Annotated in this window: 16 protein-coding genes; 8 read left to right on the forward strand and 8 right to left on the reverse strand. The window is 65.5% G+C overall.

Features of this window, described 5'->3' with window-relative positions:
* The first annotated feature begins 77 nt into the window (after positions 1-77).
* The 5 genes from glaH (at position 78) to RM463_RS13645 (ending at position 6,007) form a co-directional block, all read left to right on the forward strand.
* Entirely contained in the window at positions 78-1,058 is a 981-nt protein-coding gene (glaH, locus tag RM463_RS13625; protein WP_311430291.1) for a glutarate dioxygenase GlaH, read from the forward strand.
* Between the two features lie 102 nt (positions 1,059-1,160).
* Positions 1,161-2,357, forward strand: a complete 1,197-nt coding sequence (gene lhgO, locus RM463_RS13630; protein ID WP_195689935.1) for an L-2-hydroxyglutarate oxidase — start codon at positions 1,161-1,163, stop codon at positions 2,355-2,357.
* Between the two features lie 156 nt (positions 2,358-2,513).
* Positions 2,514-3,476 (forward strand): TAXI family TRAP transporter solute-binding subunit, encoded by a 963-nt coding sequence (locus tag RM463_RS13635; RefSeq protein WP_195689936.1) that lies wholly within the window; start codon positions 2,514-2,516, stop codon positions 3,474-3,476.
* Positions 3,445-3,993, forward strand: coding sequence for a DUF1850 domain-containing protein (locus RM463_RS13640; RefSeq protein WP_409228675.1), 549 nt, complete (start codon positions 3,445-3,447; stop codon positions 3,991-3,993). The genes RM463_RS13635 and RM463_RS13640 overlap by 32 nt, the downstream gene beginning before the upstream one ends.
* 10 nt (positions 3,994-4,003) lie before the next feature.
* Positions 4,004-6,007 carry a TRAP transporter permease gene (locus RM463_RS13645; RefSeq protein ID WP_195689937.1) on the forward strand — a complete coding sequence of 668 codons (2,004 nt, stop codon included), beginning with the start codon at positions 4,004-4,006 and terminating at the stop codon, positions 6,005-6,007.
* Positions 6,008-6,107: 100 nt separating this feature from the next.
* Here the strand turns inward: RM463_RS13645 and RM463_RS13650 are convergent, their stop codons facing one another.
* Complete coding sequence (locus RM463_RS13650) at positions 6,108-6,902, reverse strand: hypothetical protein (protein WP_195689938.1); 795 nt, start codon at positions 6,900-6,902, stop codon at positions 6,108-6,110.
* Between the two features lie 233 nt (positions 6,903-7,135).
* On the opposite strand from RM463_RS13650, the gene purE reads away from it, so the two are divergent.
* The gene (purE, locus tag RM463_RS13655; protein ID WP_132044481.1) at positions 7,136-7,657 is read left to right on the forward strand and encodes a 5-(carboxyamino)imidazole ribonucleotide mutase; all 522 of its coding nucleotides are present in this window, start codon (positions 7,136-7,138) and stop codon (positions 7,655-7,657) included.
* 24 nt (positions 7,658-7,681) lie between these two features.
* Entirely contained in the window at positions 7,682-8,794 is a 1,113-nt protein-coding gene (locus tag RM463_RS13660) for a 5-(carboxyamino)imidazole ribonucleotide synthase (protein WP_311430292.1), read from the forward strand.
* A 135-nt stretch (positions 8,795-8,929) separates the two neighbouring features.
* Here RM463_RS13660 and RM463_RS13665 read toward each other — a convergent pair whose 3' ends face one another.
* A complete protein-coding gene (locus RM463_RS13665; RefSeq protein WP_195689940.1) occupies positions 8,930-9,922 on the reverse strand; it encodes a YeiH family protein in 993 nt (330 codons plus the stop codon).
* Positions 9,923-10,022: 100 nt separating this feature from the next.
* Between RM463_RS13665 and RM463_RS13670 the strand changes: the two genes are divergently transcribed.
* Entirely contained in the window at positions 10,023-10,940 is a 918-nt protein-coding gene (locus RM463_RS13670; RefSeq protein WP_195689941.1) for a LysR family transcriptional regulator, read from the forward strand.
* On the opposite strand, the gene RM463_RS13675 is transcribed toward RM463_RS13670, so the two are convergent.
* The 6 genes from RM463_RS13675 to RM463_RS13700 form a co-directional block, all read right to left on the reverse strand.
* Positions 10,914-11,726 carry a TraX family protein gene (locus RM463_RS13675; RefSeq protein WP_311430293.1) on the reverse strand — a complete coding sequence of 271 codons (813 nt, stop codon included), beginning with the start codon at positions 11,724-11,726 and terminating at the stop codon, positions 10,914-10,916. The genes RM463_RS13670 and RM463_RS13675 overlap by 27 nt on opposite strands.
* 144 nt (positions 11,727-11,870) lie before the next feature.
* On the reverse strand, positions 11,871-12,647 hold the full coding sequence (locus RM463_RS13680) for a transporter substrate-binding domain-containing protein (RefSeq protein ID WP_195689942.1): 777 nt from the start codon (positions 12,645-12,647) through the stop codon (positions 11,871-11,873).
* A 272-nt stretch (positions 12,648-12,919) separates the two neighbouring features.
* Entirely contained in the window at positions 12,920-13,687 is a 768-nt protein-coding gene (locus RM463_RS13685) for an ABC transporter substrate-binding protein (RefSeq protein ID WP_195689943.1), read from the reverse strand.
* A gap of 134 nt (positions 13,688-13,821) precedes the next feature.
* A complete protein-coding gene (locus RM463_RS13690) occupies positions 13,822-14,553 on the reverse strand; it encodes an ABC transporter permease (RefSeq protein ID WP_311430294.1) in 732 nt (243 codons plus the stop codon).
* Positions 14,553-15,257: an ABC transporter permease gene (locus RM463_RS13695; RefSeq protein WP_311430295.1), complete on the reverse strand. Its 705-nt coding sequence runs from the start codon at positions 15,255-15,257 to the stop codon at positions 14,553-14,555. The genes RM463_RS13690 and RM463_RS13695 overlap by 1 nt, the downstream gene beginning before the upstream one ends.
* 22 nt (positions 15,258-15,279) lie before the next feature.
* Positions 15,280-16,050, reverse strand: a complete 771-nt coding sequence (locus RM463_RS13700; protein ID WP_311430296.1) for an ATP-binding cassette domain-containing protein — start codon at positions 16,048-16,050, stop codon at positions 15,280-15,282.
* Between the last annotated feature and the right edge of the window lie 79 nt (positions 16,051-16,129).

A 16,129-nucleotide genomic window follows, 5' to 3' on the forward strand; every position in this document is an offset into this window, starting at 1 on the left:
AAAACCAAATACGGTTGACGATATTGAAAAGTGTAGATATTTTGTATGGACCATCCAATATCCCCTGGAGCCCTGACATGACCGTGCTGAGCCAGCTTCCCGAAACCGCCATGCCTCTGCCCGCCGATATCCGCGGCTTTACCCTGGCACCGTCTGCCCAGTCTCCGCGCCTGCTGCAGCTGACCATTTCCCGCGAGGTGGTCGAGGCCTTCCTCGCGGCGGTCAGCGAGTGGCCGGTGCAGGCGCTGGAGTACAAGTCGATGCTGCGGTTTCGGGGCGCCAGGATTCTCGATGACCTGTGCGACAACACCCTGCAGCCGGTGCTGATCAACACCCTGGTGGATCGTGCCACCGGTGGCTTCCAGGTGGTGCCGGAAGGGCTGGATGATGTCGAGCAGGCCGATGACATGGTCAAGCTGGCCACCGCCGTGGCTCACCTGATGGGCCGTTCCAACTTCGATGCCATGAGCGGGCAGTACTATGCGCGCTTCGTGGTCAAGAACGTCGACAACTCCGACAGCTACCTGCGTCAGCCGCATCGCGTGATGGAGCTGCACAATGACGGCACCTTCGTCGAGCAGGACACCGACTACGTGCTGATGATGAAGATCGACGAGCAGAACATGGAGGGCGGCAACTCCCTGCTGCTGCACCTGGATGACTGGGGGGACCTGGAGCGGTTCTTTGCTCATCCGCTGGCCCATCGGCCCATGCGCTGGACGGCACCGCCCAGCAAGAACGTGGCCCGTGATGTCTTCCACCCGGTGTTCGATGTCGACCGCGAAGGCCGCCCGGTCATGTCCTATATCGACCAGTTCGTGCAGCCCAAGGACTTCGAGGAGGGCAACTGGCTGACCGACCTCTCCGACTCCCTGGAGAGCAGCCCGGGCATTCTCTCGGTGCCCAATCCGGTGGGCAGCTTCCTGCTGATCAACAACCACTTCTGGCTGCATGGTCGCGACCGCTTCAAGCCGCATCCGGACCTGCGTCGCGAGCTGATGCGCCAGCGCGGTTACTTCACCCATGCCAAGACCCTGCGCGATCCGCGCCAGGTGTAAGACGTGCCCAGGATCAACGGGTTACCCTGACGAAGCCACGCCGTGTAAACGGCGTGGCTATTCTATTGCTGGAGCGAGACTGACTGCTGGAGCGAAAACGGCATGCACGACTTTATCATCATCGGCGGTGGCATCCTGGGCATGTCCACCGCCATGCAACTCAAGCAGGCGTATCCCGACCGCAGGATGCTGCTGCTGGAGAAGGAGGCGGGACCGGCACGGCATCAGACCGGCCATAACAGCGGCGTGATTCATGCCGGGGTCTATTACACCCCGGGCAGCCTCAAGGCGCGCTTCTGTCTCGAGGGCAATCGCGCCACCCGGGCGTTCTGTGATGAGCACGGCATCGCCTACGACACCTGCGGGAAGCTGCTGGTGGCGACCAGCGGGCTCGAGATGCAGCGCATGGAGGCGCTATGGGAGCGTACCGCCGCCAACGGCCTTGAGCGCGAGTGGCTCTCCGCCGAGGCGCTGGCCGAGCGTGAACCCAATATCACCGGGCTGGGCGGGATCTTCGTGCCCTCCAGCGGCATCGTCGACTATGCCGAGGTGACGCGTGCCATGGCCGCCGAGTTCGAGCGGATGGGCGGCGAGATCCGCTACAACGCCGAGGTCACCGGCCTGGAGGAGCGCTCCCGGGAGGTGGTGGTATCCAGTTCGGCCGGCGAGTTCACCGGGAGTTATCTCGTCACCTGCTCGGGGCTGATGGCCGATCGAGTGGTCCGCATGCTGGGCCAGGATCCGGGCTTCACCATCTGTCCCTTCCGCGGCGAATACTATCGGCTGCCGGAGAAGCACAACCGCATCGTCAATCACCTGATCTACCCGATCCCCGACCCCTCCATGCCGTTTCTCGGGGTGCACCTGACCCGCATGATCGACGGCAGCGTGACGGTGGGCCCCAATGCGGTGCTGGCGTTCAAGCGCGAGGGGTATCGCCGTCGTGATATCTCGCCTCGCGACCTGGCACAGATGTTCACCAATCCGGGGATTCTCAAGGTGCTGGGCAAGAACCTGCGCCCGGGCCTTGCCGAGATGAAGAACTCCCTGCACAAGCGCGGCTATCTCGAGCTGGTGCGCAAGTACTGTCCGGAGCTGACGGTCGAGGATCTCGAGCCCTATCCGGCGGGAGTGCGCGCCCAGGCGGTATCCCGGGACGGCAAGCTGGTCGACGACTTCCTGTTCGTGAACACCCGGCGCACCCTCAATGTGGGCAATGCACCGTCGCCGGCCGCCACCTCGGCGCTCCCCATCGGCAGCCATATCGTCGACCAGGTGAAGACGATGGTGGAGGGGTGAGCCCCAGACCATCGTGGCATTGCCGAAATTCTTCTGAAACGTAGAATTTGCGCCGATAGGTTCTCACGCTGGGTCCGTGCTAGCTTGGGGGCCGTACGCTGTTAAGGCGTCGGAAACGACTACAAGACAACCTGGTTGCAGGACCGGAGGAATGCCATGAAAGCCTTGAAGTATGCCGCTGTCGCCTCGCTGATCGCGACGGCTCCCTTGGCGGCTGCCCAGCAGCAGCTCTCCATCGCCACCGGTGGTACCGGCGGCACCTATTACCCTCTGGGTGGCGGCCTTGCCGAGATGATCGGCAAGCATCTCGAGGGTTACGAGGCCGTCGCCGAAGTGACCGGCGCCTCGGTGGAGAACATGGGGCTGGTGTGGCGCGGAGACTCCGATCTCGCCCTGGCCCTGGCCGATACCGTTCATCAGGCCTACAGCGGCACCGGCGACTTCGAGGGCCGCCAGCTCGAGAACATCCGTGCGTTGGCATCGGTCTACCCCAACGCCGTTCAGCTGGTGACCCTCGCCGACTCCGGCGTCGAGAGCCTTGCCGACCTGAAGGGCAAGACGGTCTCGGTAGGGGCGCCGGGCAGTGGCACCGAGCTCAACGCCAGGGCGCTGCTCGAGGCCAACGGCATCGGCTACGATGACTTCGACCCGCGCCGTCTCAACTTCAACGAGACGGCCGATGCCATCCGTGACGGTGATATCGCCGCCGGCTTCTGGAGCGTGGGGCCGCCCACCAGCTCGATCATGAACCTGGCCACCACCCGGGATGTCCGCCTGGTCGGCCTCTCCGACGAGGAGGTGGCCAATGCGCGCGAGAGTGTGCCGGTCTTCGCTTCCTACGAGCTGCGTGCCGGCCTCTATGAGGGCATGGAAGAGGGCGTGCAGACCATCGGTATCCCCAACGTGCTGGCGGTGAGCAGCGAGATGGACGAGGAGCTCGCCTACCAGATCACCAGGATGCTCTTCGAGCGTACCGATGAGCTGATCGAGGTCCACCCGGCGGCCAACGACACCACCGTGGAGTTCAGCGTCAACTCCACCCCCATCGCCTTCCATCCGGGCGCACTGCGCTACTACGAGGAGGTTGGTGCCGAGATCGCCGACCACCAGCGTCCCTGAGGCGGTGCGTGACTGGTATCTGACAGCAGGGCGGGCCGCCAGGCCCGCCCTGCTGCTGTGTGCAGGCCTGTTCCTGACCAGCCCGGCGGTGGGTCAGGAGCCGGCCCGCCTGGAGGTAAGCGGCGAGCAGGGGAGCACCCTGGTATCGCTGCCCATGCCCGAGGGCGAGGGCTGGTGCCTGGAGTGGAACCACTCGGTAGAGGGGTTTCCGGTCCTCGACTGCTATCGGCATCGCGATGGACGCATGGTGCTCGAGCGTAGCCACCTGCCGGACTTTGCCGCCGGGCTCGATCATATCCCCGGTCGTGGTCGCCAGGTATCGGACGGCGAAGGGGGGTACTGGATCGAGGATCTCGACGAGCCGGTGCCGGGCAATGCCTACCGCCTGCGGGTGGGGAGTCTCGCCGTCGACCACCGTCTGGTGGTGGATGGGCAACGCATCAGTCTGAGCCAGCTGGCCGCCGACCACCGCGTTACCGTGCGCCTGGTCACTCCCGCTGGCGATCCAACACCCTGAGAAAATCGCAATGAATGATTCGGACAACTCTCCTATCGTGCCCGGCAGCCAGGCGAGTCACGCCCGGCCGGTGCTGTGGCTGATCACGCTGGTGGCGGTAGGGCTGTCACTGTTCCAGCTCTATTCCGCCGGCATCGAGCCGCTGGGGCTCTTCTACCAGCGCAGCATCCACCTGATGCTGATCATGATGCTGGCCTTCCTGATGTTTCCGGTATTCGGCCCGCGACGACCCCGCGGGCTCATCGGCTGGCTGCTCGATGCCACCTTCTTCGCCGGGGCGCTGGTCACCGGCGGCTACCTGGTGCTCTACCTCGACGAGATCATCAATCGTGCCGGCTTCTGGAGTCAGACCGATATCGTGGTCGGCTGCATCGCCACCGTGACCGTGCTGGAGGCGGCTCGCCGTGCGGTGGGTCTGGGCATGACGGTGATCGGGGTGATCGCCCTGCTCTATGCCTTCGCCGGTCCACGCGGTGATCTTCCCTGGCTGGGGGAGTGGCTGCCCGGCATCCTCGAGCACCGTGGCTACAGCCTGGATCGCCTGGTGGGCCAGCTCTACCTGGGGCAGGAGGGCATCTTCGGCCTGCCCATGGGCGTTGCGGCCACCTATATCTTCATCTTCGTGCTGTTCGGCGCCTTTCTCGAGATCACCGGCGCCGGCAAGTTCTTTATCGACCTGGCCTACGCCGCCACCGGCCGCCAGCGCGGTGGACCGGCCAAGGCGGCGGTGATCGCCTCGGCCGGCATGGGATCGATCTCCGGCAGCGCGATCGCCAACGTGGTGACCACCGGCGCCTTTACCATCCCGCTGATGAAGCGCCTTGGTTACAAGCCCCATCAGGCCGGGGGCATCGAGGCGGCGGCCTCCACCGGTGGGCAGATCATGCCGCCGCTGATGGGCGCCGGCGCCTTCCTGATCGCCGAGTACACCCGGATGCCCTACCTCGATGTGGTCAAGGTCAGTATCCTGCCGGCGATCATGTACTTCGGTACGGTCTACCTCTTCGTGCACATCATCGCCCTGAAGCAGGGCATGCAGGGCATGGCCAGGAGCGAGCTGCCGCAGATGCGCGACGTGATGTCTTCCGGCTGGCACTTCCTGCTGCCGCTGGCGGTGCTGGTGTGGCTGCTGGTGATGAACATGTCGCCGATGCGGGTTGGCTACTACGCCATCCTTACCATGCTGGCCGTGGCGGTACTGCGCTTTCTGGTGTGGATGCTCTTCGTGGCCCCGCAGCAGGGGGAGCCGGTGACCGGCGAACGCCTGGCCACCGCCACCCGCAATGGCCTGCTGAAGCTGATGGAGGGGCTCGAGCTGGGGGCTCGCAATGCGGTCGCCGTCTCAATGGCCTGTGCGGTGGCCGGCATCATCGTCGGGGTGGTGGGGCTGACCGGGCTGGGTCTGAAGTTCTCCTCCATGATGCTGGCCTTCTCGGGTGGCAACCTGCTGCTGGCCCTGATCATGGTGCTGCTGGCCAGCCTGGTGCTGGGCATGGGGCTGCCGGTGACCGCCAGCTATATCGTGCTGATCGTGCTGGTCGGCCCGGCACTGACCGCCGAGTTCGGCGTTCCGCTGCTGATCGCCCACCTGGTGGTGTTCTGGTACTCCCAGGACTCCAACGTCACGCCGCCCATCGCCCTGGCCGGCTTCGCCGGGGCGGCGATCGCCGGGGCCAAGCCGATGGAGACGGGCTTCCAGGCCTGGAAGTTCGCCAAGGGGCTCTATCTGATCCCGCTGTTCATGGTCTACAACCCCGAGATCATCATGGGGGGACCCTGGCCGCTGCTGATATGGACCGGGTTGACGGGCTTCCTTGCCCTGGCCGCCTTCGCCGCGGCGCTGGAGGGCTATCTGTTTACCCGCATGGGGTGGCCCATTCGCGCGTTGCTGCTGCCGGCCATCGTGGCGGTGTTCTATCCCAGTCTGATGGTGGAAGCCGCCGGTGCCGCGACGATGCTTGCCGTGATCGCCGGCAACTGGGTGGCGAGCCGGCGTAGCGCACTCCCCGCCTGACGCTACATACGCCGCATGAGGCGTGGCATGACGAAAGAGGCCCGCTCGGTTTCCCCGGGCGGGCCTCTGTCTGGTGCAAGCTTGGTGCAAGGCGCGTGAGTTACTGGGTCGAGGCTTCCGCTTCGGCTTCTGCTTCGGCCTCCGCCTCGGCTTCTGCCGCCGCGTCCGCCGTGGCATTCGCGGCTTCCTCTGTGGCCTCGGCCGTCTCCTCCGTGGCACCCAGTGCCATTTCCTTGGCCTCTTCGACCAGTTCGCCGGTCTTCTCGCGAGCGGCCTCCACGGCGTCGGCGGTCATCTCCCTGGCCGAGTCGACAACATTGGCGGTGGCGTCACCCGCCGCATCCAGGGCGCTGGAGGTTTCTTCAGCGGCCTCGTCTCCCGCCGCCTCCAGGTTCTCGCCGGCGGCTTCGGCGGCCTCACCGGTTTCCTCGGCGACCTCGTCACCCGCAGCTTCGGCGGATGCGGCGGCCTCACCGGCCTCCTCGGCGGCTTCGTCACCCGCGGCTTCCAGGTTCTCGCCGGTGGCTTCGGCGGCCTCACCGGCCTCCTGGGCAGCCTCTTCACCCGCTTCATCCATGGCCTGACCCGCTTCCTCGGCGGCCTGTTCGGATTCTGCAGCGGCTTCATCCAGCGCCTGCTCGGTCTCGGCGGCGGCTTCGTCCATGGCCTCACCGGCCTCGTCGGTCGCCTCGTCGAGCTCTGCTTCCGTGGCCTCCGCGGCTTCGGCGGTAGCGTCGGCCGACTCCTCGACGGCCTGTTCGGCGGACTCGGCTGCCTGTTGCGCCTCCTGCTTGGCGGCCTCCTCGTGCTGGGTCGCCTGGTCGTTATCGGAGTCGCAACCGACCAGCAGCAGCGAGCCGGCGAATGCCGCGGTAAAAATCAGGGAACGCTTCATGGTTAGTCTCCTTCTTTGAGTTTCAGGCGAGCTAGTCCAATCTGCCCACAGAAGCCACTGTAGCAGCCAATGAAGCAGACAGCATGAAAGCTGCTGTCTGTTCTCGGCAACAACTGGGGTGTAGCCCTGGCTGTCTGCTCGGTCAAGATGACTGGGAAGGCCTGCGCCGCTAAAATGATCGGCTTTCCTTTTATTCACTCTTTTCCTGTAGGGGAAGTCCCGAGGAGCAGGCCATGCAGTCCGCTACACAGACGCCGAAGGTCGGCGTGATCATGGGGTCGAAATCTGACTGGCCGATAATGGAACATGCCGTCGAGATGCTCGAGCGTCTGGGAGTGGCCTACGAGACCCGAGTCGTCTCGGCCCACCGTACCCCGGACCTGCTCTTCGATTACGCGAAGTCGGCGGCCGAGCGCGGCCTCGAGGTGATCGTCGCCGGCGCCGGCGGCGCCGCTCATCTGCCGGGCATGGTGGCCTCCCAGACCGCGCTGCCCGTGCTGGGGGTGCCGGTGGAGTCCAAGTCGCTCAAGGGGCTGGATTCACTGCTTTCCATCGTGCAGATGCCCGGTGGTATCGCCGTGGGTACCCTGGCCATCGGCAAGGCGGGTGCCACCAATGCGGGGCTGCTGGCGGCGCAGATCGTTGGCCTTCAGGATGACAGGGTGCGCGCCGCCGTGGAGGCGTTTCGCGCCGAGCAGACGCAGACGGTACTCGACAATCCTGACCCCCGGCCTGATTCACGGACCGAGCCCTGATAGAGAGACAATGAGGAGATCATCATGAATATCGGTGTTCTGGGTGCCGGTCAGCTCGGTCGCATGCTGGCCCTGGCCGGCTACCCGCTGGCCAACCGTTTTACCTTTCTCGATACCACCGGGCATCCCAGTGCCGGTATCGGCGACGTGATGGTAGATACCGACCGCAGGCATCTGGCGGCCTTCCTCGAGAAGGTGGATCTGGTCACCTACGAGTTCGAGCATCTGCCGGTGTCGCTGGTACAGGAGATCGAGGAGGTGAAACCGGTCTACCCATCCAGCGAAGCGATTCGCGTCTGCCAGAACCGCGCCGAGGAGAAGGCGCTGTTCGACCGCCTGAGCATTCCCACCCCGGCCTACCGCCTGGTGGAGAGTGCCGACGAGCTGGAGGCGGCGGCCCGCGAACTGGGAACGCCGGTGGTGGCCAAGTCGGTCACCGAGGGCTATGACGGCAAGGGCCAGGCGGTGCTGCGTGACCCCGCCGAGGCGGCCGAGGCATGGCGTGCCATCGCCCATCCGCGGCTGATCGTGGAGGCCTTCGTCGACTTCGTGCGTGAGGTGTCGATCATCGCGGTGCGTGGTCGCGACGGTGAGGTGGTCTTCTACCCCATGGCCGAGAACCAGCACGTGGATGGCATCCTGCGCTACTCCATCGCCCCGCTGCCGGACCTGGCCGACAGCCTGCAGCAGACCGCCGATGGCTATATTCGGGCGCTGCTCGATGAGCTCGACTATGTGGGCGTGCTGACCCTGGAGCTGTTCCAGTGTGCCGACGGCAGCCTGCTGGCCAACGAGATGGCGCCCCGTGTGCACAACTCCGGTCACTGGACCCAGGATGGTGCGGTGACCAGCCAGTTCGAGAACCATCTGCGTGCCATTCAGGGGCTGCCGCTGGGCGATATCGCCGCGCGCATGCCCACCTGCATGGTCAACGTGATCGGCCAGGAGGGCGACTCGTCCGCCATCCTGGCGCTGCCGGATGCCCATCTGCATCGCTATGACAAGAGCGAGCGGGCCGGTCGCAAGCTGGCCCATGTCAATCTGCTCGCGCCGACCCACGAGGCGCTGCTGGAGCGGGTTCGTGCCTGCGCCGCGCTGCTTCCCGAGGCGCCTGCGCCAAGCTTCAGCTTCGAGTAGGTCCGCAGGTCCCGGCCAGATACAGGCTCCGGCCAGGCCGTGTCCGGCCCGTACGCAGACAGGCCGCCCCAACCGAGGCGGCCTGTCTGCGCTGTATGGCCTGGTCGCTGTAGTAGCTGGTCGCGGAGGAGGGGCTCAGCCCATCAGCAGGGTGCTGGCCAGCATACCGCCGCCGAGCAGCAGCACGAACAGCGTCAGGGCGAGGATAAAGGGCTTGATACCCAGGGCCTTGAGTTTTTCCATGCGGGTCTCGTAGCCGAGTGCCGCCATGGCCATGGTCAGCGCCAGCTGGCCGGCCAGTACCAGGCCCTGGTGCAGCGGGGCGGGCAGGGTGACCAGGCTGTTGAACACCACCATGGCCAGGAAGCCGAAGGCGAACCAGGGGATCACCAGGCTGGCCCTCCCTGCGCCGGCCTCGGCGGGCTGGTGGCGCAGCCACCACTGTCCGACGATCAGCAGGAAGGGCACCAGCAGCATCACCCGTACCAGCTTGACGATCACCGCATTGGCCAGGGCGTCGGGGCCCACTGCCTCGCCGGCGGCGACCACCTGGGCGACCTCGTGCACGGTGGCACCGATATAGACACCGAACAGCCCCTCCTCCATGCCCAGCAGCGGGTAGAGCAGCGGGTAGACCAGCATCGCCAGGGAGCCGAACAGCACCACCGTGGCCACGGCCATGGAGGTGGCCGCGGGGCGCGAGCGAATGGTCGATTCGGTGGCGAGTACCGCTGCGGCGCCACAGATGGCGCTCCCGGCACTGGTCAGCAGGGTGGTCTCGCGATCCATCCCGAGCACCCGGGTGCCGATCAGGTAGCCCGCGATGAGCACGCTGATGATCACCAGAGTGTCGAGCAGCAGCACCCTGGGGCCGAGTGCCATGATCTGCTGCAGGGTCAGGGAGAGACCGAACAGCACGATGCCCCCGCGCAGCAGCCAGCGAGTGGCGAACTTCAACCCCGGGCCGGTGGCGGTAAGGCGCCGGGCCAGGGGCAGGTTACCGGCCACGATGCCCAGCAGCAGCGCCACCACCAGGGGGCTTATCCCGGCATCGGCCAGCGGAGGGAGCCGCGTCAGGCCGAAGCCGGCTATCGTCAGGGTTGTGCAGACCAGCAAGCCTTGCCACATGTCATTACTCTCTCGTGTGCTGTCCATGTGGCGTATGTTATGCCCTAATAACACATCAGGTTATCAGTTAATAACGAACTGGCTTTTCGGAAAAACCGATATGACATCCATGGTGAGCTTTCGCCAGCTTCAGGTCTTCGCCACGGTGGCGCGTCTCGGCTCGGTCAGCGCCGCCGCCCGAGAGCTGTGCCTGTCACAGTCGGCGACCAGCCAGGCCCTCTCGGAGCTGGAGCGCCAGCTGGGTGTGGCGCTGTTCGAACGCCATGGCCGGCGCTTGCGGCTCAATGATCTGGGGCGCCAACTGCTGCCCCGGGCCGAGCAGCTGCTCGACGGTGTCGAGGCCTTCGTGGCGGCGGCCACCGAGCCCGAGGGAGAACTGCATGGCGTGCTCGACGTGGCGGCCAGTGCCACCGTGGGCACCTACCTGCTGCCGGGGCTGGTCGGGCGCTTCAGCGAGGCACACCCGGGGACGGACCTGCGCCTGCGACTGCGCAATACCCACGAGGTGATCAGCGATGTATTGCGCCTGGAGGCGGATCTCGGCCTGATCGAGGGCGAGTGCCGGGAGCCGAGGCTGGAGAGCGAGTCCTGGTGTGAAGACCGCCTGGTGGTGGTCTGTGCCCCCTCTCACCGACTGGCAGGGCAGGCGCGGCTGGATGATGCCGCCCTCGCCGAGGCGGCATGGATCCTGCGGGAACCGGGCTCCGGGACGCGAGAGGTCTTCGAGCAGGCGATGCGCGATCGCGGGGTGTTGCCTCGGGTACGCATGGAGCTTGGGCAGCATGAGGCGATCAAGCAGGCGGTGCTGGCCGGCCTGGGGCTGGGGTGCCTGTCACGACTGAGCGTGGCCGGGGAGCTCGCCCGCGGCGAGCTCGTCCCGCTGGACAGCGAACTGGACCTGCGTCGGACCTTCTCCCTGGTATGGCACCCCGAGCGTTATCGCAGCCCGCTGTGGCAGGCGTTCAAGGTGTTTCTGGTCGAGGTGCGCCACTCAGCCCAGTCCTCCGGCGATCCCTAGCCACAGGGCGATGGCCGCGAAGTGTCCGGGATACCAGCCGAGCCACAGTCGTCGCGGCATGCCAAATGGCACCCTCGGGATCAGGCGATGGGCGCCGGCGGCCAGCAGCAGGATCGCCAGGCAGGTGGCGACGGTGAAGGACTTGGCCATGTCGGAGCTGTTCATCAGGCCGGCCACCGTGAGCAGTGGCAAGGCCATGGCAGTGGCGATGAGGCGCTCGACGAAAGCCACGCCGCCCTCGTGTAGGGGCTGAATGGCGATCATGTAGAGAGGGATCATCAGCAGGCCCAGGTGGCTATACTCGACCCAGAAACCGGCCGTGGCCCAGGCGGCGACGGCGAGGCCGACCTCGGCGATCAGCTGCATGGGACCGAGCGCACCGCGCTCGAGGCGCTCCCTCAGGGCCTTCAGCCAGGCGCCGCCGGTCAGGCCGAGTGAGAGGGTAAAGCAGATATTGAGGATCAGGCCATCCGCGGCTCGGGGCATCAGCATATAGGGCAGCTGAGCCACCAGGCCGATCATCAGGATGCGTCGGGCATAGCGCAGCGGATTGCGGGTGTTGAAGAGCCCGTGCCAGGCCACCATGGCCGCGAACAGGGGAAAGGCGATACGGCCGATGGAGGAGCCGGCCCACCCCAGCCCCCAGCTGTCCGGCACCACGTAACGTGACAGATGATCCACCGTCATGGTGATCAGGGCCAGCCACTGGCCCCAGCCGGTCCAGGTGGATGAGGGGCGAGCCAGGCCTCCTTTGGCATCGATGATAGGGGTTACCTGCAGGGTCATCGGAACCTCGCGGAATGAGACTGAACAGCATGGACTCAAGGCGCGCGAGGGAGTTCCGGGTCGCGATTCGGCGACAGACAGCAGCTTCTCAATAAGCTGGGTAGAGGAGGATACCAGCCAGCTCACCGGTAGTGTGGAGGCCTCTCACGGTGCGGGCGTATCGAAGTACTTCCGGGCGATGGCGTCGTAGGTGCCATCTTCCTTCAGGGCGGTGAAGGCCTCATTGAAGTCCCTGGCCAGCTCGCGGTCGCGCTTGCGGAAGGCGACGCCCACGCCCTGGTCGAAGTAGCGGGCCGGCTCGCGAACCAGTTCGCCGAGGCGCTGGAAGTCGCTCTCCTGCTCATCAATATCCACGAAGGACTGTGCGGTGGGGTACTCCATGAAGGCCAGATCCAGGCGCTGGGTGCGCATGTCGGCGACCACATCGGCCCAGCTGGCGTAGCGACGCACCTCGACGGTGTCCCCATGGAGGTCGGTCACGTAGTTGTCCTGCAGAGTGGCGGTCTGCACCCCGACGACCTTGCCCTCGAGGCTGGCGGGGTCGGTGATATCGATGTCGCTATCCTGGTGGGCGACCCAGACGCTGGGCATCCGGAAGTAGGGGTCGGAGAACAGTACCTGGCGACGACGCACCTCGGAGATGGTCATGGCGGACATGATGGCGTCGTACTTGCGCGCCATGAGCCCCGGAATCAACCCGTCCCAGCTCTGCACCACCCACTCGCACTCCCGCTCAAGGTAGGCACAGACGGCGTTGCCCAGCTCGATGTCGAAGCCGGCCAGGGTGCCGTCGGGCAGGCTGTACTCGAAGGGTTGATAGGGCACGTCGGTGGCCAGGCGCAGAGGTGCCTCGGCCTGGACGGATGAGGTGGCCAGGCCGGTGCACAGGGCGGCGGCCAGCAGTAGCTTCGGTCGATACATGGAAAGTCTCGCGATACAGAGGACGGGCAGAAACAATCTCCGAGAACGGAGGTTTGACCCTTCAATTATATCGAGGTGAAGCGAGATTTTCAGAGCAATCAGCCAATACGAAGCAGCATGGTAGAGCGAATGGCAGCCAGAAGGAGCCGCGGGGTCGACTCGATGCCGGCAGGCCACACCGCAGGCGAGAGAAGGGGGAGGCGAAAGAGGAAGGGAACGTGGTCGTGGGAGAGGGCGTGGACTGCCCCGGGAGTGCCGGGGCAGTCCGGAAATCACTCGCCGAAGTACTCGGCGTGGATCTCGTCGTAGGTGCCATTCGCCTTCAGTTCGGCCAGTGCCTCGTTGAAGGTCTCGGCCAGCTCCTGGTCACGCTTGCGGAAGGCGATGCCGAAGCCTTCACCGAAATACTCCTTGGGCTCGGTGATCATCTCGCCGACCACCTTGTAGTCGCCCGCGTCGCTGTCGAGCAGGGTGGACTTGCCGATCGGGAAGTCGAGGAAGACCGCGTCGAGGCGGCCGGAGTCCATGTCCAGCACCATGTCATCGGCGGTAGCGTAGCGTTTCACGTCGGCCACGTCGCCATACATGTCGGTGGCGTAGTTGTCCTGCAGGGTGCCGCGCTGCACGCCGATGGTCAGACCCTCGAGGGTCTCCTTGGAGGGGGTGCCGATCTGCATGTCGCCAGGGGCGAACCAGGCCGAGGGCGGGGTGATGTAGGGGTCGGAGAACAGTACCTGCTCGCGGCGCTGCTCATTGATGGTCATCGACGACATGATGGCGTCATACTTGCGCGCCATCAGGCCGGGGATGATGCCGTCCCACCCCTGCACGACCCATTCGCAGTCGATACCGATCTCGGCACACAGGGCGTTGCCCAGATCGATATCGAAGCCGGTGAGTTCGCCATCCGGGGTACGGTACTCCATGGGCTCGTAGGGGACGTCGACGGCGATGCGAAGGTCACGCACCTCGGCGCTGGCGGAGCCGGCCACCAGGGCGGCACCGAAGGCGCCGAGGCTCAGAATCTTGTGTAGCTTCATGGGCTGGTCCTGTCATTGTTGGTGGAATCACCTTGAGGGTGATGACAGGCCAACCTTAGCGGATCCGCCAGGGGGTCGAAAGGGGAGCCGGCGTGGAGGTAAACGCCAGCTCCCAACGATCGTTTGACGCAACCTCAGCCGCCGGCGGGCTTGAGGTGGGCCAGCAGACGCTTCTCCAGGTAGCGGAAGAAGTAGAGGATGGCGAAGGTCAGGCACAGATAGATGGCCGCCACGAACAGGAAGGCGTCGAAGGGGGCATAGAAGCGTGCATAGACGAAACGCGCCGCCCCAGTCAGATCCATGAGGGTGACCACGCTGGCGATGGCGCTGGCGTGGAGCATGAAGATCACCTCGTTGCCGTAGGCGGGCAGCGCGCGGCGGAAGGCGCTGGGCAGCACGATCCGGCGCAGCATGAGGCGCTGAGTCATGCCATAGGCGCGTGCCGCCTCGATCTCGCCGCGGGGGGTGGCCTTGATGGCGCCACGGAAGATCTCGGTGGTGTAGGCCGCGGTGTTGAGGGTGAAGGCGACCAGCGCCGGCATGAAGGGCTTCTCGAGCAGCACCCAGAGCCAGGTATCCTGGATGCCCTCGACGAACACCACCCCGTAGTAGATCAGGTAAAGCTGTATCAGCAGGGGGGTGCCGCGGAACACGTAGCAGTAGAGAAAGATCGGCAGGCTGATCCAGCGCTGTCGTGAACCGCGGCCGATGGCCAGGGGAACGGCCAGCACCAGGCCGATCACCAGCGACAGGAACACCAGCTGCACGGTGGTCACCAGGCCTTCGCCGTAGTAGCCGAGGGTCTGCAGGGTGAAGATGCTGTTGTCGGCCAGCAGGGCCTCGAGTCGACTCATCAGGGCATCCATCACTTGACCTCCCCGAAGCCGACATCATAGCGCTTCTGCAGGCGGGCGAAGCCCCACTCGGAGACGCTGGCGATCAACAGGTAGATGGCACCCACGATGAGCATGAAGGTGAAGGGCTCGCGGGTCGCCTTGGAGGCCTCGGCGGCCACGCGCACCATGTCGGAGAGCCCGATCACCGAGACCAGGGCGGTGGTCTTGAGCAGCACCATCCAGTTGTTGGAGAGCCCGGGAATGGCGTGACGCATCATCTGCGGGAAGCGGATGCGCCGGAACACCAGCCAGGGCCCCATGCCGTAGGCGCGGCCGGCCTCGATCTGGCCGCTCTCCACCGCCAGGAAGGCGCCACGGAAGGTTTCGCCCATGTAGGCGCCGAAGATCAGACCGATGGTGATCACCCCCGCCACGAACTCGTTGACGTTGATGAAGATATCCCAGCCGAAGTGCGCATAGAGCTGGTCGGTGATCGCGTTGATGCCGATCTGGCCGCCGAAGAACAGCAGCATCATCAGCACCAGGTCGGGCACGCCGCGGATGATGGTGGTGTAGAGGGTGCCGATGGCGTGGGCCGCCCGGCTGCGCGACATCTTGGCGCTGGCGGTGATCAGGCCCAGCACGATGGCCAGGAGCAGCGACAGCACCGCCAGCTCGACGGTGATCAGCGCGCCCTCCAGCAGTCGCGGGCCATAGCCGTGAAGATTGATCATGGGGCTTACCTCGTGGGCCGGCTCAGTGCTTGGGGGCCAGGAATTGTTTCAGGCGTTCCGAGCGGGGGTTGCCGAATACCGCCTCGGGCGGACCGGACTCCTCGATCACCCCCTGATGCAGGTAGATCACCTCGCTGGAGACGTCCCGGGCGAAGGCCATCTCGTGGGTCACCAGGATCATGGTGCGCCCCTCGTCGGCGAGGCCGCGCATGACCTTGAGCACATCCCCCACCAGTTCGGGGTCCAGGGCCGAGGTGGGCTCGTCGAACAGCATCACCTCGGGGTCCATGGCCAGGGCCCGGGCGATGGCGCCGCGCTGCTGCTGGCCACCGGACATCTGGGCCGGATAGGCGTTGGCGCGCTCGCTCAGGCCCACCCGCTCGAGCAGGGCGTGGGCCTGCTCGATGGCCTCCTTCCTGGGTTTGCCGAGCACCTGCACCGGGGCCTCGATAATGTTCTCGAGCAGGGTCATATGGGCCCAGAGGTTGAAGTTCTGGAACACCATGGAGAGCTTGGCGCGCATGTTCACCACCTGCTGCCAGTCGGCCGGCTCGCGGCCGTGCTTCGTCTCCTTGAAGCGGATCGCCTCGCCATGGACGATCAGCTCGCCCTCGTCGGGCTGTTCGAGCAGGTTCATGCAGCGCAGGAAGGTGCTCTTGCCGGAGCCCGAGGCGCCGATCAGGGTGATGACATCGCCCTTGCGGGCCTCGAGCGACAGGCCCTTGAGGACGTCGGTATCGCCGAAGCGCTTGGTGATATGGCGCACTTCCAGCGGGATCGGGGTTTCGGCCATGGGTCGGGCTCCGTTCAGGCGTGTCGCACGGCGTATCGGCAGGATGGACTCTGCCGACCTTGGCACGGGGCGGTGATGA

It is taken from the genome of Halomonas sp. LES1, assembly GCF_031846005.1.
GTDB lineage: Bacteria > Pseudomonadota > Gammaproteobacteria > Pseudomonadales > Halomonadaceae > Halomonas.

Excerpts from the sequence above, each read along its gene's own strand:
- RM463_RS13685 (WP_195689943.1), bottom strand. The coding sequence starts at position 13,687 with ATGAAGCTACACAAGATTCTGAGCCTCGGCGCCTTCGGTGCCGCCCTG.
- RM463_RS13670 (WP_195689941.1), top strand. The coding sequence starts at position 10,023 with ATGACATCCATGGTGAGCTTTCGCCAGCTTCAGGTCTTCGCCACGGTG.
- RM463_RS13695 (WP_311430295.1), bottom strand. The coding sequence starts at position 15,257 with ATGATCAATCTTCACGGCTATGGCCCGCGACTGCTGGAGGGCGCGCTG.
- RM463_RS13690 (WP_311430294.1), bottom strand. The coding sequence starts at position 14,553 with ATGGATGCCCTGATGAGTCGACTCGAGGCCCTGCTGGCCGACAACAGC.
- RM463_RS13700 (WP_311430296.1), bottom strand. The coding sequence starts at position 16,050 with ATGGCCGAAACCCCGATCCCGCTGGAAGTGCGCCATATCACCAAGCGC.
- RM463_RS13650 (WP_195689938.1), bottom strand. The coding sequence starts at position 6,902 with ATGAAGCGTTCCCTGATTTTTACCGCGGCATTCGCCGGCTCGCTGCTG.
- lhgO (WP_195689935.1), top strand. The coding sequence starts at position 1,161 with ATGCACGACTTTATCATCATCGGCGGTGGCATCCTGGGCATGTCCACC.
- RM463_RS13665 (WP_195689940.1), bottom strand. The coding sequence starts at position 9,922 with ATGTGGCAAGGCTTGCTGGTCTGCACAACCCTGACGATAGCCGGCTTC.
- RM463_RS13635 (WP_195689936.1), top strand. The coding sequence starts at position 2,514 with ATGAAAGCCTTGAAGTATGCCGCTGTCGCCTCGCTGATCGCGACGGCT.
- RM463_RS13660 (WP_311430292.1), top strand. The coding sequence starts at position 7,682 with ATGAATATCGGTGTTCTGGGTGCCGGTCAGCTCGGTCGCATGCTGGCC.
- RM463_RS13675 (WP_311430293.1), bottom strand. The coding sequence starts at position 11,726 with ATGACCCTGCAGGTAACCCCTATCATCGATGCCAAAGGAGGCCTGGCT.
- glaH (WP_311430291.1), top strand. The coding sequence starts at position 78 with ATGACCGTGCTGAGCCAGCTTCCCGAAACCGCCATGCCTCTGCCCGCC.
- RM463_RS13680 (WP_195689942.1), bottom strand. The coding sequence starts at position 12,647 with ATGTATCGACCGAAGCTACTGCTGGCCGCCGCCCTGTGCACCGGCCTG.
- purE (WP_132044481.1), top strand. The coding sequence starts at position 7,136 with ATGCAGTCCGCTACACAGACGCCGAAGGTCGGCGTGATCATGGGGTCG.
- RM463_RS13645 (WP_195689937.1), top strand. The coding sequence starts at position 4,004 with ATGAATGATTCGGACAACTCTCCTATCGTGCCCGGCAGCCAGGCGAGT.